Origin of the sequence: Peteryoungia algae (genome assembly GCF_030369675.1) — a bacterium.
In the GTDB taxonomy this organism is placed as follows: domain Bacteria; phylum Pseudomonadota; class Alphaproteobacteria; order Rhizobiales; family Rhizobiaceae; genus Allorhizobium; species Allorhizobium algae.
The window spans coordinates 3,418,719-3,439,294 of the sequence record NZ_CP128477.1 but is presented as its reverse complement, the minus strand read 5'-3'; the positions used below and the strand labels follow the sequence as shown (position 1 = coordinate 3,439,294).

Genomic DNA, 20,576 nt, shown 5'->3' with positions numbered 1-20,576 from the left:
CCGGGGACGAACACACGATGAAAACGACCAGGGGCAGCCGCCCGATCGCCGCGGCACTGATGCTTGCGGCGGCCTTCGCGACCGTCATCGGCGACGCGGCCTTTGCCGAAGGGCGCCCCGCCAAGGAGTTGTTTGGCGGCATGGCACTGCCGGCCAAGGCTGCCCCCTCGCCGTACGGATCCTATGCCAAGGGCTGCATTGCAGGGGCAGTCGCCATCCCGACCGATGGGCCGACCTGGCAGGCCATGCGGCTGTCGCGCAATCGCCGCTGGGGCCATCCGCAGATGATCGCGCTTCTCGAACGGTTTTCCAGAGATGCGGTGCAGCTCGGCTGGGGATCGGGGATCCTGATCGGGGACATTTCCCAGCCACGCGGCGGCCCGATGCTTTCGGGCCATGCCTCGCATCAGATCGGCCTTGATGCCGATATCTGGTTCACGCCGAAGCCTGTAAACCCGTTGTCGCCGCAACAGCGCGAAGACATGCCCTTCACGTCCTTGCTGGAAAAGAACAAGTTCCTCACCGTGGACAGGCGGCTCTGGACCGACACCCATGCCCGGATTGTCGTGCAGGCGGCCAGCTATCCGCAGGTGGAGCGCATCTTCGTCAATCCAGCGATCAAGAAGAAGCTCTGTGACACCTGGACCGGCGACCGCTCCGCGCTTGGCAAGATCCGGCCAATCTACGGTCACGACGCCCATTTCCACATCCGCATGCGCTGCCCCGATGGCGCGAGCGGCTGCAAGCCGCAGGCTGCGGTGCCGCCGGGCGACGGCTGTGACAAGTCGCTGGCCTGGTGGTTCACCAAGGAGCCCTGGGCGGCGCCAAAGAAGGACCCGAACGCCAAGCCGGCGCCGAAGCCGCGGGCCATGCAGGTGTCCGACCTGCCTAAGGCCTGCGCCATGGTGCTGGATGCCGGTGGACCGTCGAGCGAACTCGAGGCGACCTACCAGGCCCAGGGCGGAGGCATGCCGACCGCTGCCTCGGCCTTTGTCGCGCCTGTGGCCGCAGCCGACTCGTCGTTCGAGATTCCTGCAGTGGTACCCGTGCCCGCCGCTCGCCCCGCCGGTTGGTGAGACGTCCGACGCCTGATGCCTTTTCAAGCGCGGCGGGCTGCGCTAGATGGGTTTATCAAATCGATTAAAATGAGTTGGGGGACCCGTCGTGAGCCGCACCCGTTGCATCGCCCTGATCGCGCATGACCAGAAGAAAGATGACATGGCGGAGTTCGCCAGACGCCACAAGGCCAAGCTCATGGGCTGGCGGATCGTGGCGACGGGCACGACAGGCGGCCGGATCAAGGAGGCCGTATCCGAGCTCGACGTGACGCGGCTGAAGAGTGGGCCGCTTGGCGGCGATCAGCAGATCGGCGCATTGATCTCGACCGGCGAAGTGGACATGCTCGTCTTCTTTGTCGACCCCTTGACTCCGATGCCCCATGATGTGGATGTCAAGGCGCTGATGCGGCTTGCGACCGTCTACGACATTCCGATGGCGCTGAACCTCTCAACCGCCGACATCCTAATGCAGACCCTGACTGCCTGAGGCAGCGGGGGCCAAGACCGGACAGACCATGGCCCAGACACAGCGCGACGACACTCTCCCCTTTCCGATCCTGATCGGCGACATCGGTGGCACCAATGCCCGCTTCTCGATCCTGATCGACGAAAGTGGTGAGCGGATCAGCTTTCCGAACGTGGTGAACAAGGACTTTGCGACGATTGACGATGCGATCCGCACCTGCGTTCTGGAAACCACGAGCCACAAGCCGAAGTCGCTGATCCTGGCGCTGGCCGGGCCGATCGAAGGCGACGAGGTGCCGCTGACCAACTTCCCCTGGATGGTCCGGCCGAAGGTGCTGATGGCCGATCTCGGCTTTGCCGAAGTCTTGCTGCTCAATGACTTCGAAGCACAGGCTCTTGCCGCAGCAACGCTCGAAGCCAGCGACCGGCAGAATCTCGGCTCGCTCAGCGAGGCGCCGCTCGGTTCGCGCGTCGTGCTCGGGCCCGGTACGGGCCTTGGCGTTGCCGGCCTGGTCAGGGCGCGGGACATGTGGTTCCCGGTTCCGGGCGAAGGCGGGCATGTGGATGTGGGGCCGCGCACGCTTCGCGATCACCAGATATGGCCATATCTGACGCCGGTGCGTGACCCGAATGCGGCACTCGGGCGCGTTTCCGCCGAAGAGCTTCTCTCCGGACGCGGGCTGATGAACATTTACCGCGCCCTCTGCAAGGCGGATGGCAATCTGACGCCCCGTTACGACGAACCGGCAGAGGTATCGGCTGCCGGGATTTCTGGCGCGGACGCCAGGGCGGGGGAAGCGCTCAGCCTCTTTGCCACCTATCTCGGCCGGGTCGCGGGCGATCTCGCACTCATTTTCATGGCCAAGGGTGGCGTGTTTCTTGCCGGCGGAATCTCGCCGAAGATCCTGCCTGCGTTGCAGAGCGGCGAATTCCGCGCGGCCTTCGAGGACAAGGCCCCGCATAACGCCCTGATGCACAGCATTCCGACCTTTGTCGTGACCCATCCCCAGGCCGCCCTGCATGGGCTCGCAGCCTTCGCAACCGCGCCAGCCGACTTCGGGCTTGCCACCGAGGGGCGTCACTGGCGCTGAGCGCAAAGGCCGTCCGCCTATGGCCAAAGCCGCCGCGACTGGCTATAGAGCGGCGGCGCCTGCGCGGGCGTAAAAGAGCAATCGCACAGGACATTTTTTCTTGGCCGCCAGGAACACCGAAACCCGCAAGACGGATATCGAAAGCGTCTCCGCCATCCTGAAGCGCGTGATCGCGGAAAACGGGCGCGAACACGTCAGGGGTTACACATTCGCCATCTTCTGCCTGCTGACGGTCGCGGCGACTACGGCATTCACCGCCTGGATCATGGAGGCCGTGATCAATGAGGCGTTTGCCAATCGGCGGGCCGACCTCGTTTGGATCATCTGCGGCGCCATCTTTGCGGCTTTCGTGATCCGCGGTTTTGCCGGCTACGGGCAGGCTGTGACGCTGTCGAAGATCGGCAACAATATCGTGGCCCGCTATCAGCGTCGGCTGTTTGCCCATCTGATGTCGCTTTCCGTCGGCTATTTCAGCGAAGCCCGCTCCGCCCGCCTCGCTGCCCAGATCAACGAGAATATCAACGGCGTCCGGGATGTGCTCAATCTCACCGTTACCTCGCTGGCGCGCGATCTGGTCACCCTCGTCGCCCTGATCGGGGTCATGTTGTTCCAGGATCTGGTTCTGACGCTCATCGTCTTTACCGTGGCGCCTCCGCTGATGATCGGACTGCGCTATCTCTCCAGGCGGCTGCGCAGCGCCACGAAAGAGAGCATTATTCTCAATTCCCATGTGCTGGGGGCGGTCCAGGAGACCGTTCAGGGCATCGCCATCGTCAAGGCCTTCACCATGGAGGCCCAGTTGCAGAACAAGATCCAGTCGACGATCAACGAGGCGGAACGCCGCGCCAACAAGATCGCGCAACTCAGCGAACGCAATGGCCCGATGACGGAAACGGTGGCCGGCTTCTCGATTGCGGGGGTCATGGCCTATGCCGCCTACCAGGCGATCTATGGGGGCGTTCTGCCCGGCGCCTTCTTCTCCTTCGTCACTGCGCTGCTGCTCGCCTACGAACCGGCAAAGCGGCTCGCGCGCCTGCAGGTGCAGATGGAACGCGCTGCCGTCAACGCCCGCATGATATACGAGATATTGGACACCCAGCCACATCAGCGTGACAAGACCGGTGCGGCGGCGCTTTCGGTGACGGATGCGCGGATCGAGTTCCGCGACGTGACCTTTGCCTATGGCTCCAACCCGCCTGTCCTGCGCAAATTGAGCTTTACCGCTGAGGGCGGACAGACGACGGCGCTGGTGGGTCCTTCGGGCGCCGGAAAGTCGACCGTCATCACGCTCGTTCCGCGTTTCTACGATCCGGCAGGTGGCGAAATCCTGATCGACGGGACGAACATCGCCGACGTGACGAAGTCGTCGCTCCGCCAGCACCTCGCCTATGTCTCGCAGCAGCCCTACCTTTTCGAAGGCTCGATCCGCGACAATATCCGCTATGGCCGTCCCGAGGCGACAGATGCGGAGATCGAGGATGCGGCGCGGCTCGCCAATGCGCATGACTTCATCCTGGCCCAGCCGCAGGGTTATGACACGCCCGTCGGCGAAAACGGCGTGACGCTATCCGGTGGCCAGAGGCAGCGGCTTTCGATTGCCCGTGCGCTTGTGCGCAACGCGCCGATCCTGCTGCTCGACGAGGCGACCTCCGCACTCGACACGGAATCGGAAGCCGCCGTGCAGCAGGCGCTCGACGCCGCCATGGCCGGGCGCACCGTCATCGTCATCGCGCATCGCTTGTCCACGGTCGTCAACGCCGACAAGATCATTGTCATGCAGGCGGGCGAAGTGGCCGAGGAAGGCACGCATGAGAGCCTTGCACAGCAGCCGGGCGGTCTTTACGCTCGCCTCAACAACCTGCAGGCCGCGTCCAACGGCCCGCACAACATTCAGGAATAGACCCGCATGGATACACCCATGAAGCTCGTCGTCGTTGGTGCCGCTGGTCGCATGGGCAAGACGCTCATCAAGTTGATCAGCGAGACGCCGGGCATCGTGCTGCATGCGGCGGTCGAACGGACGGGCTCTGCGGTTCTCGGACAGGATGCCGGCGAATTGGCCGGCGTGCCGAAGCTCGGCGTTGCCGTGACCGACGATCCGCTGGCAGCCTTCGTGCATGCGGACGGCGTCGTCGACTTTACCACGCCGGCTTCGACCGTGGAGTTCGCAGCGCTCGCCGCGCAGGCGCGGATCGTGCATGTCATCGGCACCACTGGCTGCCTGACGGAGCACGAGGAGAAGATCGATGCCGCCGCGCGGCATGCGCGGGTGGTGAAGTCCGGCAACATGAGCCTCGGCGTCAACCTGCTCTCGGTTCTGATCAAGCAGGCGGCGCGCGCGCTGGAAGCCTCGGGCTGGGACATCGAAGTGCTGGAGATGCACCACAAGCACAAGGTTGACGCGCCCTCCGGCACGGCACTCTTGCTCGGCGAAGCGGCGGCGGAAGGGCGAGGAATTGCGCTTGCCGATCATTCGGTCAGAGTGCGCGACGGACATACCGGACCACGCGAAGAGGGCTCGATCGGCTTTGCCACGCTGCGCGGCGGATCCGTCATCGGGGAACACTCCGTGCTGTTTGCCAGCGAAGGCGAGATGGTTACGCTTTCTCACAGCGCGACCGACCGGTCTCTCTTTGCGCGCGGCGCATTGCGGGCAGCCGTCTGGGCCCGGGACAAGAAGCCCGGCCGCTATACCATGCTCGACGTGCTCGAGCTCAACTCCACCCCCTGATCGTCAAGAGAGGAATTGTCGATGACCGGTACACTCGTGCTCGTGCGCCATGGCCAGAGCGACTGGAACCTGAAAAACCTGTTTACCGGCTGGCGTGATCCCGATCTCACGGAGCTCGGCGTCCAGGAAGCCAATGCCGGCGGCAAGGCGCTTGCCGACTATGGCATCAAGTTCGACATCGCGTTCACCTCGGTGCTGACGCGTGCGCAGAAGACCTGTGACATCATCCTCGAAAACGTCGGCCAGACGGACCTCGAGACGATCAAGGACCAGGCGCTGAACGAACGTGACTACGGCGATCTCTCCGGCCTCAACAAGGACGATGCCCGCGCCAAGTGGGGCGAGGAGCAGGTTCATATCTGGCGCCGTTCCTATGACATCCCGCCTCCAGGCGGCGAAAGCCTGCGCGATACCGGTGCGCGCGTCTGGCCCTATTACATGACCGAAATCCTGCCGCGCGTACTGCGTGGCGAGAAGGTCCTGGTGGCTGCACATGGCAACTCGCTGCGCTCGCTGGTGATGGTTCTCGACAAGCTGACCAAGGAACAGATCCTCGGCGTCAATCTCGCGACCGGCGTTCCCATGGTCTACAAGCTGAAGGCGGATTCGACCGTGGCTTCCAAGGAAGTCCTGGGCGACATGTCCGGCGCGCATTGAGTGCAACAGTCAACGCTTGATATGAAAGAAGCCGCCCATGAGGCGGCTTCTGCATTTCCAGGTCCTGTTGTCAGTTCGCCTGCTTGCGCATGAAGCCCTGAATCAACTCCGCGAGGGCCTCTGGCTGCTCGACACAAGGGATGTGCGCGCAATCGTCGATGACCTCGAAACGGGCATCGGGCACAAGTTGAGAACCGGCCTCCACGGTTGCGGGCGGGGTGGAGCCATCCTGGTCGCCGACGACGAAGAGGGTGGGCACGGTGACGGTCGGCAGGACGTCGGAGAAATCCGTGTCGCGCAAAGCCGCGCAGGTCGAGAGATAGCCGGAAAGAGACTGGCGCGTCATCATCAGACGGTAGCCAGCCAGCTCGTCGGCACGGTCATCATGGAAGGCCGGTGTAAACCAGCGGTTCATGGCGTTATCGGCTGCACTTTCTATCCCGTCCTTCTCGATACCGGCGATGCGTTCGGCCCAGATCTCGGCGGTGCCGATGCGGGGGGCGGTGTCGCAGAGGATGAGCTTGCGGAACAGATCCGGCCGCTCCTGCCAGAGGCCCTGGCAGACGAGACCGCCGACCGAGAGGCCGCAAAAGGTTGCCTTGCGGATGCCGAGTTCGTCGCAGAGCGTGGCCAGATCCGAGACGAGATCCGACATGCCGAAGGGCGTGTCAGCGCCACCGGAGAGGCCATGGCCACGGCTGTCATAGAGGAGTACCGAGACGTCGTCGCCGAGTTCGTCGAAGAGCGGCAGCCAGATACGGAAGTCGGTGCCCAGCCCGTTGGAGAAGACGATCAGGTTCTTGGCTTTCGCCTCGCCGATCAGCTCATAATGCACGACGTTTCCGTTGATGGTGGTGAAAGCCAAGTTTCGTACTCCTGTGGGGCTGCGCTGAGCCCTCGTGTTTCGGTGCCGGCCGAGGCCGGAAATTCTCAGTGTGCCTCGTCCCAGTTCTGGGCTGCCCGCGCATCGACCTTAAGCGGTACACGCATGGAAACGGCGGGCATGGCGGCATTTTCCATGATGTCGACGATGACGGGCATGGCGGTATCGACGGCTTCGTTCTCGACCTCGAAGATCAGTTCGTCATGCACCTGCAGCAGCATCCGGCAACGTTCCGACAGACCAGCGGCGGCGAGCGCCGGCTCGATCTGGATCATGGCGCGGCGGATGACATCGGCAGCCGAGCCCTGGATCGGGGCGTTGATTGCGGCGCGTTCGTTGAAGGCGCGCAACGAGGGGTTGGACGACCTGATCTCCGGATAATGCGCGCGCCGACCGAAGATGGTTTCCACAAATCCATTCTCGCGGGCGAAGGCCTTGGTGGATTCCATGTAGTCCTTGATGCCGGGGAAGCGCTCGAAATATTTCTTGATGTAATCGCCGGCTTCCGACCGCTCTATGCTCAGCTGATTGGCAAGGCCAAAGGCAGAGATGCCGTAGATGATGCCGAAGTTGATCGCCTTGGCGCGGCGACGGACATCCGACGGCATGCCCTCCACGGGCACGCCGAACATTTCGGACGCGGTCATGGCGTGGATATCGATGCCATCGGCGAAGGCCTGACGCAGCTGCGGGATGTCGGCGACATGGGCCAGCACACGCAGCTCGATCTGACTGTAGTCGGCCGACAAGAGCTTGTGTCCAGGCGTCGAGATGAAGGCCGTGCGGATCTTGCGGCCTTCAGCCGTGCGGACCGGGATATTCTGCAGGTTGGGCTCTGAGGAGGACAGGCGGCCGGTGGTGGTGGACGCAAGCGAATAGCCGGTGTGGACGCGCTTCGTCTGCGGATGCACGTAGCCCGGGAGCGCATCCGTATAGGTGGATTTCAGCTTGGTCAGCTGGCGCCAGTCGACGATCTTGCGAGGCAGCGGAGCACCTTCTGCCGCAAGGTCTTCCAAAACCTGGGCTGACGTGGACCACTGGCCGGTCTTGGTCTTGGAGCCACCTGGGAGGCCCATGCGGCCGAACAGGATATCGCCGAGTTGCTTGGGCGAGCCGATGTTGAAGCGCTCGCCGGCGAGTTCGTAGACCTCGTCCTCGGTGGCTGCGGCCTTCTGGGCGAGTTCGCCTGACAGACGCGAAAGGATCTGGCGATCGACGGTGATGCCGCGCTCTTCCATATGCGCGAGAACGGGCACCAGCGGGCGCTCCAGACGCTCGTAGATGCGCGTCAGGCCCTCCGCTGCGAGGCGCGGTTTCAGCACCAGCCACAGACGCAGCGTCACGTCGGCATCCTCGGCGGCATAGGCCGTGGCGCGATCGATGTCGACGAGGTCGAAGGTGATGGAGGACTTGCCGGAGCCGGCAACGTCCTTGTAGGGGATCGGCGTATGGCCCAGCCATTTTTCCGACAGGCCGTCCATGCCATGATTGCCCTTGCCGGCATCAAGCACGTAGGACATCAGCATGGTGTCGTCGAAGGACTGGAGCGTGATGCCGTGGCGCTTCATCACCAGGTAGTCGTATTTCAGGTTCTGGGCGACCTTGAGGACGGAGGGGTCTTCCAGGAGCCCCTTCAATGCCGCAAGCGCCTCCTTCATCGGGATCTGGCCTTCCGCATGCCCCCCGCCGAGCAGGTCGCCGATGCCGGTCCTGTGTGTCAGCGGGATATAGGCGGCGCGAATGTCGGTCGAGCCTGGCGACAGCACGTTGTCCTGGATGGCCAGCGAGACGCCGACGAGTTCGGCCTGCATCGGATCGAGCGACGTTGTCTCGGTATCGAAGGCGACGAGGCCGGTTTCGCGGGCAGCGGCGATCCAGAGTTCGAGGGTCTCGATATCGCGGATGGTGACATAGGCGGTGGCATCGATCGGCTTGCCCGCAAAGGCATTGGCCCGGCTGGCCACAAGGTCAGCCGGCGTTGTGCCGTCGGGGCCGGCAGTGGTCACGGCAGCGGAGCCCGGCGCCGGGGCTGAAGGCGCGGGCACGTCGCCGGCATCAAGGTCGGGACCACGGGCGGCATCACCCCATTCGACCGGCACGATGGCGGGCTCTATGGCAGCGGCATCGCAGTCGCAGGCTTCGGCGACACGACGGGTCAGTGTGGTGAATTCCATGGTCTTCAGGAAGCCGATCAGCTTCGGCCCGTTCTGGGGTTCCAGCACCAGGTCTTCCAGCTTCATGTCGATCGGCACGTCGGTGCGCAGTTCCACGAGCTGGCGGGACAGGCGAGCGAGCTCGGCATTGGCGACAATGTTTTCGCGGCGCTTGACCTGCTTGATTTCCCCGGCACGGGCAAGCAGGGTTTCGAGATCGCCGAACTCTTCCAGAAGCTGGGCTGCGGTCTTCGGGCCGATGCCGGGAATACCGGGCACGTTGTCGGTCGAATCGCCGGTCATCGCCTGCAGGTCGATCATCTTTTCCGGGGCTACGCCCCATTTCTCGATGACGTCGGGGATGCCGATCTGCTTGTCCTTCATCGCGTCGTACATATGCACATTCGCGGTGACGAGCTGCATCAGGTCCTTGTCGGAGGAGACGATCGTCACATCGGCACCAATTGCCTCGGCCTGGCGGGCATAGGTCGCGATGATGTCGTCAGCCTCGAAGCCTTCTGTCTCGATGCACGGCAAGTTGAAGGCGCGGGTGGCGTGGCGGATCAGACCAAACTGGGGAATGAGATCTTCCGGGGGGGCCGAGCGGTTCGCCTTGTAGAGCGGGTAGATTTCCTTGCGGAAGGTCGTCGACGAATAGTCGAAGATCACAGCCAGATGGGTCGGCGTCACCCCGACATCGGTATTGCGCGCATCGCGCAAGAGCTTCCACAGCATGTTGCAGAAGCCCGAGACCGCATTGACGGGCAGGCCGTCCGACTTGCGGTTGAGGGCCGGGATGGCGTGGAAGGCACGGAAGATGAAACCCGAGCCGTCGACGAGGAAGAGATGATCGCCTTTTTTCATGTCGGCATGGATAGCGCGAGGGCGGCTAAACGTCCATGACGGTTTGGCGCGAATGCGCCAAATTCGCCGGTGATGGCGTTGGCAACCGGGTCACTGGTGCTCCACCGAAACATCACGAAAAGCTTACCGATTTGTAATCTCGCTTTCCCTTGAAAAACCACAATCCGGATCACAAATCTCAGTCATCGGCGCCTGATCACGCCGTAGTCTGAAAGAGGCTCGTCCCCCGCCGCTTCAGACTCGGGCAAAGGCCTTATCCCCCTCTCCGGGCCTTTGTCCCCATATTCCGGAGCCGTCGTGGCAGTCCCCCGCCTAGTTGCCACGGCGGCCTCCGTCCCCCGCCTAGAAATCCAAAATTAGTCAGCCTCGGAAATGGATCGCATGCGATCATTCCCGAACAACGAACCACGACGACGTGTCGAGCGCCATGGCCCATGACCGTATGATCCCCGACCGCTCCGAATCCGCCACATGGCTGGCGAGCCAGCTGGCGCGCGGTTTCACGCGGGCTTTGCAGGCACGGGCGGGGAAACTCGGTTTTTCGCCCGGGCAGTTTCCGATCCTGATCGAACTCTGGGCGGAAGAGGGCCTGACCCAGAGGCAGCTGCTCGACCGGGTCGATGTCGAGCAGGCGACGATCGCCAACACCTTGTCCCGCATGGTGCGGGACGGATTGATCGAGCGGCGCGCACACCCCACGGACAAGCGGGCACAGCAGATCTTCCTGACGGAGAAAGCGCGCGACATGCGCGAAGAAGCGCTTGCGGCGGCCGAAGAGGCCGAGCAGGCTGTCTTTCACGGCTTCCGGCGCTTCGAGAAGGAATTGCTCAAGGAATATATCCGCTGGGCGATCGCCAACGCACGCAAGCTGTGAGCAGATGTCGACGGGACCTTGAGAAAAATTCGCGGTTCCGACGCCTCGAAACGTCAGGAGGTTTGGTCTATCGTCCGCCGCACTTTCAAAATTGCAGGACATGACCATGACCGATCTCTCCCCCATCCTTGCCAAGGCCGACGAGGCCCTGCCGCAGAGCCTCGAGCGCCTGTTCGATCTCGTGCGCATTCCGTCGATCTCGACGGATCCGGCCTATAAGGACGATTGCCGCAAGGCCGGCGAATGGCTGGTTTCCGCACTGGGCGAGCTTGGCTTTGACGCTTCGCTGCGCGACACGCCCGGCCATCCGATGGTGGTTGCCCATCACGCGGCCAATCGTGAGGACGCACCGCATGTGCTATTCTACGGCCACTACGACGTGCAGCCGGTCGATCCGCTCGATCTCTGGGAAGACGATCCCTTCGCGCCTGCGATCAAGGAGAAGGATGGCCGCAAGGTCATCACCGGTCGCGGCACCTCCGATGACAAGGGGCAGTTGCTGACCTTCGTCGAAGCCTGCCGTGCCTATAAGGCGGTGAAAGGCGCGTTGCCGGTCGAGATTACCATCCTGTTCGAAGGTGAGGAAGAATCCGGTTCGCCGTCCCTCAAGCCCTTCCTCGCCGCCAATGCCGACGAACTGAAGGCCGATTTCGCGCTGGTCTGCGATACCAGCATGTGGGATCGCGATACGCCGGCCATCGCCGCCGCGCTGCGTGGTCTGGTTGGCGAAGAGGTCACCATCATCGCCGCCGACCGCGATCTGCATTCCGGCCTCTTCGGTGGTGCGGCTGCCAATCCGGTTCATATCCTGACCAGGATCCTGGCCGATCTGCATGACGAGACAGGCAAGGTTACGCTTCCAGGCTTTTACGACGGCGTCGAAGAGACGCCTGCCAATATCAAAGCCTCCTGGGAGAGCCTGGGGCGGACGGCGGAAAGTTTCCTCGGAGAAGTTGGCCTGTCAGTGCCTTCGGGTGAAAAGGGCAGATCGGTGCTGGAGCTGACCTGGGCGCGCCCCACGGCCGAGGTTAACGGAATCATCGGCGGCTATACCGGCGAGGGCTTCAAGACGGTTATCGCGGCCAAGGCGTCGGCCAAGATTTCCTTCCGCCTGGTGGGCACGCAGGATCCGGCGAAGGTGCGCGAAAGCTTCCGCGCTTTCGTGCAGGCCCGCATGCCGGCCGATTGCAAGGTGGAATTCCATGAACATGGCGGTTCGCCGGCGATCCAGCTTTCCTATGATTCGCCGGAGCTGACCAAAGCAAAAAACGCATTGTCGGACGAATGGCCGAAGCCCGCCGTCATCATCGGCATGGGCGGCTCGATTCCGATCGTCGGCGATTTCCAGACGATGCTGGGCATGGATTCACTGCTGGTCGGTTTCGGGCTGACCGACGACCGCATCCATTCGCCGAACGAGAAATATGACCTCAACTCGTTCCACAAAGGCATCCGCTCGTGGATCCGCATCCTCGACGGGCTGGCAAACGGCTGAAGTCCAAAAAGCAAAAAGGCCGGTCAAAAACCGGCCTTTCCTTTACGTTTCAACGACTTGCTGCCAGTACATCCGTGGTCAGTGACGGAAACGTGCCATGCGATGTGTCGGATGTTGGCCCGCCTTCGCGAACCGCATCCCGGATCATGATGATCGCTCTGGATGCTTAACAACCGGTTAAGCGTTGCAAACTTCCTGAAACAGGATTACGCAAGCTCTATCGCCTGGTGATCCGAAGATGGTGATCCTCGATCACGCTTTCAAGGGTATGTGCGCTTGAAAAGCGGGGCCGGCTGCGGATAGGATTTCTTCATGAGTCTCGAATCCGTCCGCCAGTTCCTTCGGGAACACGCTCCCGATATCTCCGTCATCGTCACCGAAGCGAGTTCCGCGACCGTGGCACTTGCGGCCGAAGCGCATGGCGTGGAGCCGGACCAGATTGCCAAGACCATCTGCCTTCGGATCGGCGATGACGTGGTGCTGGTGGTGACTGCGGGGACGAAGCGGCTCGACAATCGCAAGTTCAAGGATCGCTTCGGTGTGAAGCCGCGCATGCTGGACGCCGAGGCGGTGGTCGAGGCAACGAGCCATCCCGTGGGCGGTGTGTGCCCCTTCGGCCTGCCCTCGCCGCTCAAGGTCTATTGCGATCTGTCGCTGAAGGCCTTCGACGAAGTGGTGCCGGCCGGAGGCGCGACAAACGCTGCCGTGAGAATTTCCCCGGAACGCCTGCTTTCGCTGGTCAACGGCGAGTGGGCAGACCTCTGCCAGTAACCGCGGGATCCCTGCAAAGCTTGTTTACGGGGCTTTAACCACCCCTTAAATCGCCGCATTTACTGTGCAATTGCGCGATCATCCATCCGGGCGCCAGTTCGACCGATCGCAATTTCTCGAAGCGATTTACGCGCATGCCGCTGCAGGCGCCTCACAACGAATAGCTGGAGCAAGACCACCGGAATGGTGAGCCGAGGAAAATCCCGAGACCGCATCGAGCCGAGCTTCGACGAAGATCGCGAAGACGAGGATTTGCGCCTCGACGCAGATGACCGCGTGATCGGTAGCCGCCAGGCGCGGACGGGTGCCAAGCGCGCCAGCGCGACGGCGAAGCGTGGAAAGCCGGCAAGCGCCAGAGGCCGGAAGGATAAGGCCCGCGGCGGCTTCGGCCTCGGACGGCTGATCTACTGGGGGTTCGTTATCTCCATCTGGTGCGGCATCGGCATTGTGGGACTTGTCGCCTATTACGGCTCGCAGATGCCGAGTGCCAGCAGCTGGTCGATCCCCGAACGGCCTCCGAACATGAAGATCGTGTCCGTCGAGGGCACCGTCATCGCCAACAGGGGAGCGACCGGCGGGGAGGCACTGCCACTCGAGGAAATGTCGCCCTTCATCCCGCAGGCGGTGATGGCGATCGAGGATCGGCGCTTCTACTCCCATTTCGGTGTCGATCCGCTGGGTCTCGCGCGCGCCGTCGTCACCAATGTGACCAGCGGTCGCGCGGTGCAGGGTGGCTCGACGCTCACGCAGCAGCTGGCCAAGAACCTCTTCCTCTCGCCGGAACGCACCATCGAGCGCAAAGTGCAGGAAGTGCTGCTCGCCTTCTGGCTGGAGCAGAAATACACCAAGGACCAGATCATGGCGATGTATCTGAACCGGGTGTTTTTCGGGTCCAACGCCTATGGGGTGGAAGCAGCAGCGCGGCGCTATTTCAACAAGTCGGCGCGTGACGTGAACCTGGGTGAGGCAGCGCTTCTGGCCGGGCTTCTCAAGGCGCCCTCGCGGCTGTCGCCGGCGCGCGATCCGGAAGCTGCCGAGGCGCGGGCGCAGGTCGTGCTGCAGGCCATGCGGGAAGAGGGCTACATCACCGACGAAGAGATCACGACAGCGATGTCGCAGCCACCGACCAAGGCCAAGCGCTACTGGAGCGGTGCCGGCCAGTATGTCGCCGACCTCGTGCGCGACGAGGTGACCCTGCTGATCGGCAAGGTGACCGAAGATATCCTCGTCGAGACCACGATCGACATGACGCTCGAAAAGAAGGCGGAAGCCGCGCTGACGGAATCGCTGGCCGCGGAGGGCGAAAAGGTCAACGCCTCGCAAGCGGCACTCGTTTCCATCGACGGGACGGGCGCGATCCGCGCACTCGTCGGGGGGCGCGACTATTCGGAGAGCCAGTTCAACCGTGCGGTCAAGGCCAAGCGCCAGCCAGGATCGGCGTTCAAACCCTTCGTCTATGCGGCTGCGCTGGAGAACGGGCTTCGCCCGACTTCCCTGCGCAACGATGCGCCCATCCGGATCGGCTCCTGGACGCCGGAGAATTATGATCAGAAGTATCGGGGACAGGTGACAGCGACGCAGGCGCTTGCCGAATCACTCAATACGATCGCGGCCCAGCTGGTCATGGAAGTCGGGCCCGATCAGGTGATCAAGGTCGCGCATCGCATGGGGATCGAGTCGGAGTTGCAGAACAATGCCTCCATCGCACTCGGCACTTCGGAAGTCTCGCTGCTCGAGCTTACGGCAGCCTATGCACCCTTCATGAACGGCGGATACAAGGCAACTCCACACATCGTGCGCCGGATCTCCAAAGCCGATGGAACGCTGCTCTACGAGAACAATTATCTCGAGCCACCAAAGGTGCTGAACGACGGGGTGGTTGCTGCGATGAACACCATGATGCGCAGCGTCATCGACCACGGCACGGGAAAGAATGCGCGGCTTTCCGGCTGGGAGGCGGCCGGCAAGACCGGTACGACACAGTCTTTCCGCGACGCCCTCTTCGTCGGCTATACGAGCAATCTGACCACCGGCATCTGGTTCGGCAATGACGACGGGCAATCGATGAAGAAGGTCACCGGTGGCGGTTTGCCAGCCAAGGCCTGGCATGAGTTCATGACGGCGGCGCATCAGGGCCTTGCCCCTGCCCCGCTCCCGGGCGGCGATTTCATCGAGCCGGCGCCCGCCCAGGACCCGATGACGATCGGCACGATCATCTCCGACGTGTTGCAGGGCGGAGGCGAAGAACGCTATTCCGGGGATCCCGTCTATGCGGATCAGTATCCCGCGGAACCCTCGGCAACTGGGGACGTCAACGGCGCGCAAGGCCCGGTTCCTCCAGCCGATGTCGGCGGGGCACAGGGGTCGCGACGCACCACGCTTCTCGACTTGATCCTCGGACAATAGAGCCCACATGTGGGCAGCAAGACGCCGTCGGCCTGACGCAAGGCCGGCTGACTAGCATACCCGGTCGAACAAAGAACGGACAGGCGGCGCAAAACACATCAACACGCCGCGCCAATCTGTTCTTTTTTACCGGTTTTCGGCGGATTTCCAGCCTTGCAGTCGGAAAATCCGCTTCTTATATACGCGACATAACCGCAGCGGCGCTGCAGTATATCCCAGACCATCCACGTCGAGGGGCTATCAGGAATGCCTGATTGGGGTTCCGACGGCCTGCTTCAAGGAGAGAATGACATGGCAAAAGTAATCGGTATCGACCTTGGAACGACCAATTCCTGCGTCGCCGTCATGGACGGCAAGGATGCAAAGGTCATTGAGAATTCGGAAGGCGCTCGTACAACGCCGTCCATGGTGGCATTTTCGGACGATGGCGAACGCCTCGTCGGCCAGCCGGCCAAGCGCCAGGCGGTCACCAACCCCACCAATACGCTCTTCGCTGTCAAGCGCCTGATCGGCCGCCGTCACGAAGATCCGACCGTTGAAAAGGACAAGGGCCTCGTTCCCTTCCCGATCATCAAGGGTGACAATGGCGACGCCTGGGTCGAAGCTCAGGGCAAGGGTTATTCGCCTTCGCAGATCTCTGCCATGATCCTCCAGAAGATGAAGGAAACGGCTGAAGCCTATCTCGGCGAAAAGGTCGAAAAGGCCGTCATTACCGTTCCTGCCTACTTCAACGACGCGCAGCGCCAGGCGACCAAGGATGCCGGCCGCATCGCCGGTCTTGAAGTTCTCCGCATCATCAACGAGCCGACGGCTGCCGCTCTTGCCTATGGCCTTGACAAGACAGAAGGCAAGACGATCGCCGTCTACGACCTGGGTGGTGGTACCTTCGATATCTCGGTTCTGGAAATCGGCGATGGCGTCTTCGAAGTGAAGTCGACCAATGGCGACACCTTCCTTGGCGGTGAAGACTTCGACATGCGTCTCGTCGAATATCTCGCAGCCGAGTTCAAGAAGGACCAGGGCATCGACCTGAAGGGCGACAAGCTTGCCCTGCAGCGTCTGAAGGAAGCCGCTGAAAAGGCCAAGATCGAACTGTCGTCCTCGCAGCAGACCGAAATCAACCTGCCCTTCATCACGGCAGATGCGTCCGGCCCGAAGCACCTGACGATGAAGCTGACCCGCGCCAAGTTCGAAAGCCTGGTCGACGATCTCGTCCAGCGCACGATCGCGCCTTGCAAGGCAGCCCTCAAGGATGCAGGCGTCACGGCTGCCGATATCGACGAAGTCGTCCTCGTCGGCGGCATGAGCCGCATGCCGAAGGTGCAGGAAGTCGTCAAGCAGCTGTTCGGCAAGGAGCCGCACAAGGGCGTGAACCCGGATGAAGTGGTCGCGCTTGGCGCCGCCATCCAGGCCGGTGTTCTGCAGGGTGACGTCAAGGATGTCCTGCTGCTCGACGTGACACCGCTGTCGCTCGGCATTGAAACGCTCGGTGGCGTCTTTACCCGTCTGATCGATCGCAACACGACGATCCCGACCAAGAAGAGCCAGGTCTTCTCGACCGCCGACGACAACCAGCAGGCCGTGACGATCCGCGTTTCCCAGGGCGAGCGCGAGATGGCTGCAGACAACAAGCTGCTCGGCCAGTTCGATCTCGTCGGCCTGCCGCCATCGCCGCGTGGCGTTCCGCAGATTGAAGTGACCTTCGACATCGACGCGAACGGCATCGTTCAGGTTTCGGCAAAGGACAAGGGCACTGGCAAGGAACAGCAGATCCGCATCCAGGCCTCCGGTGGTCTGTCCGACGCGGACATCGACAAGATGGTGAAGGACGCCGAAGCCAATGCCGAGGCCGACAAGCAGCGTCGTGCCGTGGTTGAAGCCAAGAACCAGGCCGAAAGCCTCGTCCACTCCACCGAGAAGTCGGTCAAGGAATATGGCGACAAGGTTTCGGAAACCGACCGCAAGGCGATCGAAGATGCAATCGCCGCGCTGAAGGCCGCAACCGAGGCTTCCGAGCCTGACGCTGAAGACATCACCGCCAAGACGCAGGCCCTCATGGAAGTTTCCATGAAGCTTGGTCAGGCCATCTACGAGGCCCAACAGGCCGAGGGTGGCGCAGCCGACGCCGATGACGGCCAGGATGGCAATGTCGTCGACGCCGATTATGAAGAAGTGAAGGACGAAGACGCGAAGAAGTCGGCCTGATGCAGGGTCGCTTCGAACGCCGTTCCACGTGCTGGCTGGCCTTTGGGCCAGCCGCCATTTTTTTGATGCTGACGACCGGCGCCATGGCGCAGGACAAGGGGCAGGTCAGCGCCGTCCACCGCCAGGTGGGTGCCGCCGAGGCCAAGGTGGCCAAGGCGATCTCCGCTAAGGACAGCAACTCCCTTTCCCGCCTCGGCAATCAACTCGGCAGCATCATCGAAGCGGCACTTCAGCGGCGCGAGAGCGGTGGCGAAGTCTCTTCCTGCGACATGGCGGCCCATTCTCTGGCATTTGCGGCGGTCACATCGGCCGATGCTCTGATCAGCAAGGGGGATGCGCGCAAGCTCCTGATGCAGGATGCAGTCTCCGCCGCATCCGACTTCCAGAAAGACATGCAGGCCTGTGACAAGCAGGCCGGCAAGGCGACGGGCAGCCACACGAGCGTTGGGAAAGCTTTGAGAGCTTTGTAAGACCATGGCAAAGGCAGATTATTATGAGACCCTCGGGGTCGGCCGGACTGCGGATGAGAAGGAGCTGAAAAGCGCCTTCCGCAAGCTGGCGATGAAATTTCATCCGGACAAAAATCCCGATGACAGCGAAGCCGAAAAGAAGTTCAAGGAGATCAACGAGGCCTACGAGACCTTGAAAGATCCCCAGAAACGCGCGGCCTATGACCGCTTCGGCCATGCAGCCTTTGAACAGGGCGGCATGGGCGGTGGTGGCTTCGGTGGTGGCGGTGGCTTTGCCGGCGGCGGCGGCTTTTCCGACATCTTCGAGGACATCTTCGGCGAGATGATGGGTGGCGGTCGTGGCGGCAGGGCCCGCTCGACCGGAGGTCGCGAACGCGGAGCCGACCTGCGCTACAATATGGAGATCAGCCTCGAAGAGGCCTATACCGGCAAGACGGCTCAGATCCGGGTCCCGACCTCGATCACCTGCGATGTCTGCACCGGTTCGGGCGCCAAGCCCGGCACACAGCCCAAGACCTGTACGACCTGCCAGGGGTCCGGGCGTGTTCGGGCCGCGCAGGGCTTTTTCTCGATCGAACGCACCTGCCCGACCTGTCATGGCCGCGGACAGACGATCACCGATCCCTGCACGAAGTGCCACGGTCAGGGCCGGATGACCGAAGAACGGTCGCTGTCGGTCAATATTCCCTCGGGCATCGAAGACGGCACGCGCATTCGCCTGCAAGGCGAGGGCGAGGCCGGGCTGCGCGGCGGCCCGTCGGGTGACCTCTATATCTTCCTGTCGGTGAAGCCGCACGAGTTCTTCCAGCGTGACGGGGCCGATCTCTATTGCTCCGTGCCGATATCGATGACGACGGCCGCGCTCGGCGGCACCTTCGACGTGGTGACGCTTGACGGCACGAAGTCTCGCGTGACGGTTCCGGACGGTACGCAACCCGGCAAGCAGTTCCGCCTCAAGGGTAAGGGCATGCCGGTTCTGCGTTCGACGCAGGTGGGTGATCTCTATATCCAGATCCAGATCGAAACGCCGCAGAAGCTGACGAAGCGGCAGCGCGAACTGTTGCAGGAGTTCGAGGAGCTGTCTTCAAAGGAGAACAATCCGGAATCGACGGGCTTCTTCGCCCGGATGAAGGATTTCTTTGACACGCTCAGCGACTGAGCGAGGTGAGATCAAGAATGCGAAGGGGTGGGCTGATAAGGCCCGCCCCTTTTTGCATGTCCGTCAGGCGATCAGGCGTGGCTGACGCAGGATGAACCAGGCGAAATGCTTCTGGATCGTGGGTGCGATGCCATAGATGATCGAGACGACCATGATCGGCGCGAGAAGCGCCGTGCGTGCCCAGATCGGCCAGCCCTCGGTCAGGGGCATGAGGACGTAGAGAATGGCGGTCACGAAGGGGTAGATCGCCAGCAGCATCAAAAGGGCAAGCCGATGCTTGGACGGTGTCGGGCGGGATGCGGAAATCTGAGACATGGGGGACTCCATCAGAACGGTACGTTTCGTTTATATTGAAACGGGCCGTTCCGTTCAATAGTCTTTTCTGCTAGGAGGTAATTACAGGAGCATCTGATGTGACAAAGACTACCAGCGACATCACAAAGCGCACCTCGATTGGCGCGCAACGGAACCCCGCCAGCGAGGAAGCCATCCTCACCGCGGCCGGCGCACTCCTGTCGGAGGGCGGCCTTGCGGCCTTTTCGATCGAAGCGGTGGCGCGACGGGCCAAGGCCGGGAAGCCAACCATATATCGCTGGTGGCCTTCCAAGGCTGCACTCCTGCTCGACGTCTATCATCGGCAGAAAGGCGAGACCTTCTATGCCGATACAGGCAATACGCGGGTCGATCTGATCGCCTTTCTCGAAAGCTTGCTCGGCTTCTGGAAGAAGAACGGCGGAGAGGTGTTCCGGTCGGTCATTGCCGAGGCGCAGAGCGATCCAGCGGCGTTGGAGGCGCTGCGGGACTATGCAGTCACGCGCTGCCGGGCAAGCGGCATCATCCTGGAACGGGGCGTGACGCGCGGCGAGATCCGGGCCGATCTCGACATTCCACTGGTCATGGAGCTGTTTTCCAGCTTCTGCTGGCAGCGACTGCTCACCGGGCGGCTTGATGCATCACGGGCACAGCTCGCCCACCTGGTCGACGCGGTGCTGACAGGCTTCGCATCAAAGGAGAGCCACGCTCAGTAGTGCGGCGGGCGGGTGATGGCGGGGGCTTCGAGGCCCTGCTCTTCCAGGGACAGGAAGCGCTCCGTGAGCCGATCCAGCTTGGCTCGGGTCTGCTCGACCACTTTCCACTGTTCCGTCAGCTGGTCCGACAGTTCCTCAATCACACGCGTCTGGTGCGCAACGGTCTCTTCCAGACGCGTGATGCGTTCGTCCTGCGTGTCCATGGCTCTCTCCATCGTCTCGATCCGGCCTAGATGCCGCAAGACGGGGGCGCGGTCAAACGCCGT

Annotated in this window: 18 protein-coding genes; 14 read left to right on the top strand and 4 right to left on the bottom strand. The window is 62.4% G+C overall.

The window, feature by feature from the left end; all coding sequences use genetic code 11:
• Positions 1–17: 17 nt before the first annotated feature.
• The 6 genes from mepA to QTL56_RS16250 all read left to right on the top strand — a co-directional run bounded on the left by mepA (position 18) and on the right by QTL56_RS16250 (position 6,002).
• Positions 18–1,076, top strand: a complete 1,059-nt coding sequence (mepA, locus tag QTL56_RS16275) for a penicillin-insensitive murein endopeptidase (RefSeq protein ID WP_370660302.1) — start codon at positions 18–20, stop codon at positions 1,074–1,076.
• Between the two features lie 142 nt (positions 1,077–1,218).
• Positions 1,219–1,545 (top strand): methylglyoxal synthase, encoded by a 327-nt coding sequence (locus QTL56_RS16270; RefSeq protein ID WP_370660367.1) that lies wholly within the window; start codon positions 1,219–1,221, stop codon positions 1,543–1,545.
• A 28-nt stretch (positions 1,546–1,573) separates the two neighbouring features.
• A complete protein-coding gene (locus QTL56_RS16265; protein ID WP_245134123.1) occupies positions 1,574–2,614 on the top strand; it encodes a glucokinase in 1,041 nt (346 codons plus the stop codon).
• 100 nt (positions 2,615–2,714) lie between these two features.
• Positions 2,715–4,514, top strand: coding sequence for an ABC transporter ATP-binding protein (locus tag QTL56_RS16260; RefSeq protein ID WP_245134122.1), 1,800 nt, complete (start codon positions 2,715–2,717; stop codon positions 4,512–4,514).
• 6 nt (positions 4,515–4,520) lie between these two features.
• Complete coding sequence (gene dapB, locus QTL56_RS16255) at positions 4,521–5,345, top strand: 4-hydroxy-tetrahydrodipicolinate reductase (protein WP_370660301.1); 825 nt, start codon at positions 4,521–4,523, stop codon at positions 5,343–5,345.
• 21 nt (positions 5,346–5,366) lie between these two features.
• The gene (locus QTL56_RS16250) at positions 5,367–6,002 is read left to right on the top strand and encodes a 2,3-bisphosphoglycerate-dependent phosphoglycerate mutase (protein ID WP_229573631.1); all 636 of its coding nucleotides are present in this window, start codon (positions 5,367–5,369) and stop codon (positions 6,000–6,002) included.
• A 70-nt stretch (positions 6,003–6,072) separates the two neighbouring features.
• Here the strand turns inward: QTL56_RS16250 and pcaD are convergent, their stop codons facing one another.
• Positions 6,073–6,867 (bottom strand): 3-oxoadipate enol-lactonase, encoded by a 795-nt coding sequence (pcaD, locus tag QTL56_RS16245; protein WP_229573632.1) that lies wholly within the window; start codon positions 6,865–6,867, stop codon positions 6,073–6,075.
• Positions 6,868–6,932: 65 nt separating this feature from the next.
• Positions 6,933–9,902: a DNA polymerase I gene (polA, locus tag QTL56_RS16240; RefSeq protein ID WP_245134120.1), complete on the bottom strand. Its 2,970-nt coding sequence runs from the start codon at positions 9,900–9,902 to the stop codon at positions 6,933–6,935.
• Between the two features lie 442 nt (positions 9,903–10,344).
• On the opposite strand from polA, the gene QTL56_RS16235 reads away from it, so the two are divergent.
• The 7 genes from QTL56_RS16235 (at position 10,345) to dnaJ (ending at position 19,282) form a co-directional block, all read left to right on the top strand.
• Positions 10,345–10,776: a MarR family winged helix-turn-helix transcriptional regulator gene (locus QTL56_RS16235; protein ID WP_245135455.1), complete on the top strand. Its 432-nt coding sequence runs from the start codon at positions 10,345–10,347 to the stop codon at positions 10,774–10,776.
• A 106-nt stretch (positions 10,777–10,882) separates the two neighbouring features.
• On the top strand, positions 10,883–12,271 hold the full coding sequence (locus QTL56_RS16230) for a dipeptidase (RefSeq protein ID WP_245134118.1): 1,389 nt from the start codon (positions 10,883–10,885) through the stop codon (positions 12,269–12,271).
• Between the two features lie 312 nt (positions 12,272–12,583).
• Entirely contained in the window at positions 12,584–13,042 is a 459-nt protein-coding gene (locus QTL56_RS16225; protein WP_245134114.1) for a YbaK/EbsC family protein, read from the top strand.
• Positions 13,043–13,225: 183 nt separating this feature from the next.
• The gene (locus tag QTL56_RS16220; protein WP_245134112.1) at positions 13,226–15,448 is read left to right on the top strand and encodes a transglycosylase domain-containing protein; all 2,223 of its coding nucleotides are present in this window, start codon (positions 13,226–13,228) and stop codon (positions 15,446–15,448) included.
• 291 nt (positions 15,449–15,739) lie between these two features.
• Positions 15,740–17,653 (top strand): molecular chaperone DnaK, encoded by a 1,914-nt coding sequence (dnaK, locus tag QTL56_RS16215; protein WP_245134110.1) that lies wholly within the window; start codon positions 15,740–15,742, stop codon positions 17,651–17,653.
• Entirely contained in the window at positions 17,653–18,123 is a 471-nt protein-coding gene (locus QTL56_RS16210; RefSeq protein WP_245134109.1) for a hypothetical protein, read from the top strand. Before dnaK ends, QTL56_RS16210 begins: the two co-directional genes overlap by 1 nt.
• Positions 18,124–18,127: 4 nt before the next feature.
• Positions 18,128–19,282, top strand: coding sequence for a molecular chaperone DnaJ (gene dnaJ / locus QTL56_RS16205; RefSeq protein ID WP_229573639.1), 1,155 nt, complete (start codon positions 18,128–18,130; stop codon positions 19,280–19,282).
• Positions 19,283–19,345: 63 nt separating this feature from the next.
• On the opposite strand, the gene QTL56_RS16200 is transcribed toward dnaJ, so the two are convergent.
• On the bottom strand, positions 19,346–19,597 hold the full coding sequence (locus tag QTL56_RS16200) for a putative antibiotic biosynthesis monooxygenase (protein ID WP_229573640.1): 252 nt from the start codon (positions 19,595–19,597) through the stop codon (positions 19,346–19,348).
• 98 nt (positions 19,598–19,695) lie between these two features.
• Here QTL56_RS16200 and QTL56_RS16195 point away from each other — a divergent pair, with 98 nt between their 5' ends.
• The gene (locus QTL56_RS16195; protein ID WP_245134107.1) at positions 19,696–20,310 is read left to right on the top strand and encodes a TetR/AcrR family transcriptional regulator; all 615 of its coding nucleotides are present in this window, start codon (positions 19,696–19,698) and stop codon (positions 20,308–20,310) included.
• Here QTL56_RS16195 and QTL56_RS16190 read toward each other — a convergent pair.
• Positions 20,304–20,513: a SlyX family protein gene (locus QTL56_RS16190; protein ID WP_054149513.1), complete on the bottom strand. Its 210-nt coding sequence runs from the start codon at positions 20,511–20,513 to the stop codon at positions 20,304–20,306. The genes QTL56_RS16195 and QTL56_RS16190 overlap by 7 nt on opposite strands.
• Positions 20,514–20,576 lie beyond the last annotated feature (63 nt).

Coding starts and splice junctions, on each gene's coding strand:
- mepA (WP_370660302.1), top strand. CDS start 18: ATGAAAACGACCAGGGGCAGCCGCCCGATCGCCGCGGCACTGATGCTT.
- QTL56_RS16270 (WP_370660367.1), top strand. CDS start 1,219: ATGGCGGAGTTCGCCAGACGCCACAAGGCCAAGCTCATGGGCTGGCGG.
- QTL56_RS16265 (WP_245134123.1), top strand. CDS start 1,574: ATGGCCCAGACACAGCGCGACGACACTCTCCCCTTTCCGATCCTGATC.
- dapB (WP_370660301.1), top strand. CDS start 4,521: ATGGATACACCCATGAAGCTCGTCGTCGTTGGTGCCGCTGGTCGCATG.
- QTL56_RS16250 (WP_229573631.1), top strand. CDS start 5,367: ATGACCGGTACACTCGTGCTCGTGCGCCATGGCCAGAGCGACTGGAAC.
- polA (WP_245134120.1), bottom strand. CDS start 9,902: ATGAAAAAAGGCGATCATCTCTTCCTCGTCGACGGCTCGGGTTTCATC.
- QTL56_RS16235 (WP_245135455.1), top strand. CDS start 10,345: ATGATCCCCGACCGCTCCGAATCCGCCACATGGCTGGCGAGCCAGCTG.
- QTL56_RS16230 (WP_245134118.1), top strand. CDS start 10,883: ATGACCGATCTCTCCCCCATCCTTGCCAAGGCCGACGAGGCCCTGCCG.
- QTL56_RS16225 (WP_245134114.1), top strand. CDS start 12,584: ATGAGTCTCGAATCCGTCCGCCAGTTCCTTCGGGAACACGCTCCCGAT.
- QTL56_RS16220 (WP_245134112.1), top strand. CDS start 13,226: ATGGTGAGCCGAGGAAAATCCCGAGACCGCATCGAGCCGAGCTTCGAC.
- dnaK (WP_245134110.1), top strand. CDS start 15,740: ATGGCAAAAGTAATCGGTATCGACCTTGGAACGACCAATTCCTGCGTC.
- QTL56_RS16210 (WP_245134109.1), top strand. CDS start 17,653: ATGCAGGGTCGCTTCGAACGCCGTTCCACGTGCTGGCTGGCCTTTGGG.
- dnaJ (WP_229573639.1), top strand. CDS start 18,128: ATGGCAAAGGCAGATTATTATGAGACCCTCGGGGTCGGCCGGACTGCG.
- QTL56_RS16200 (WP_229573640.1), bottom strand. CDS start 19,597: ATGTCTCAGATTTCCGCATCCCGCCCGACACCGTCCAAGCATCGGCTT.
- QTL56_RS16190 (WP_054149513.1), bottom strand. CDS start 20,513: ATGGACACGCAGGACGAACGCATCACGCGTCTGGAAGAGACCGTTGCG.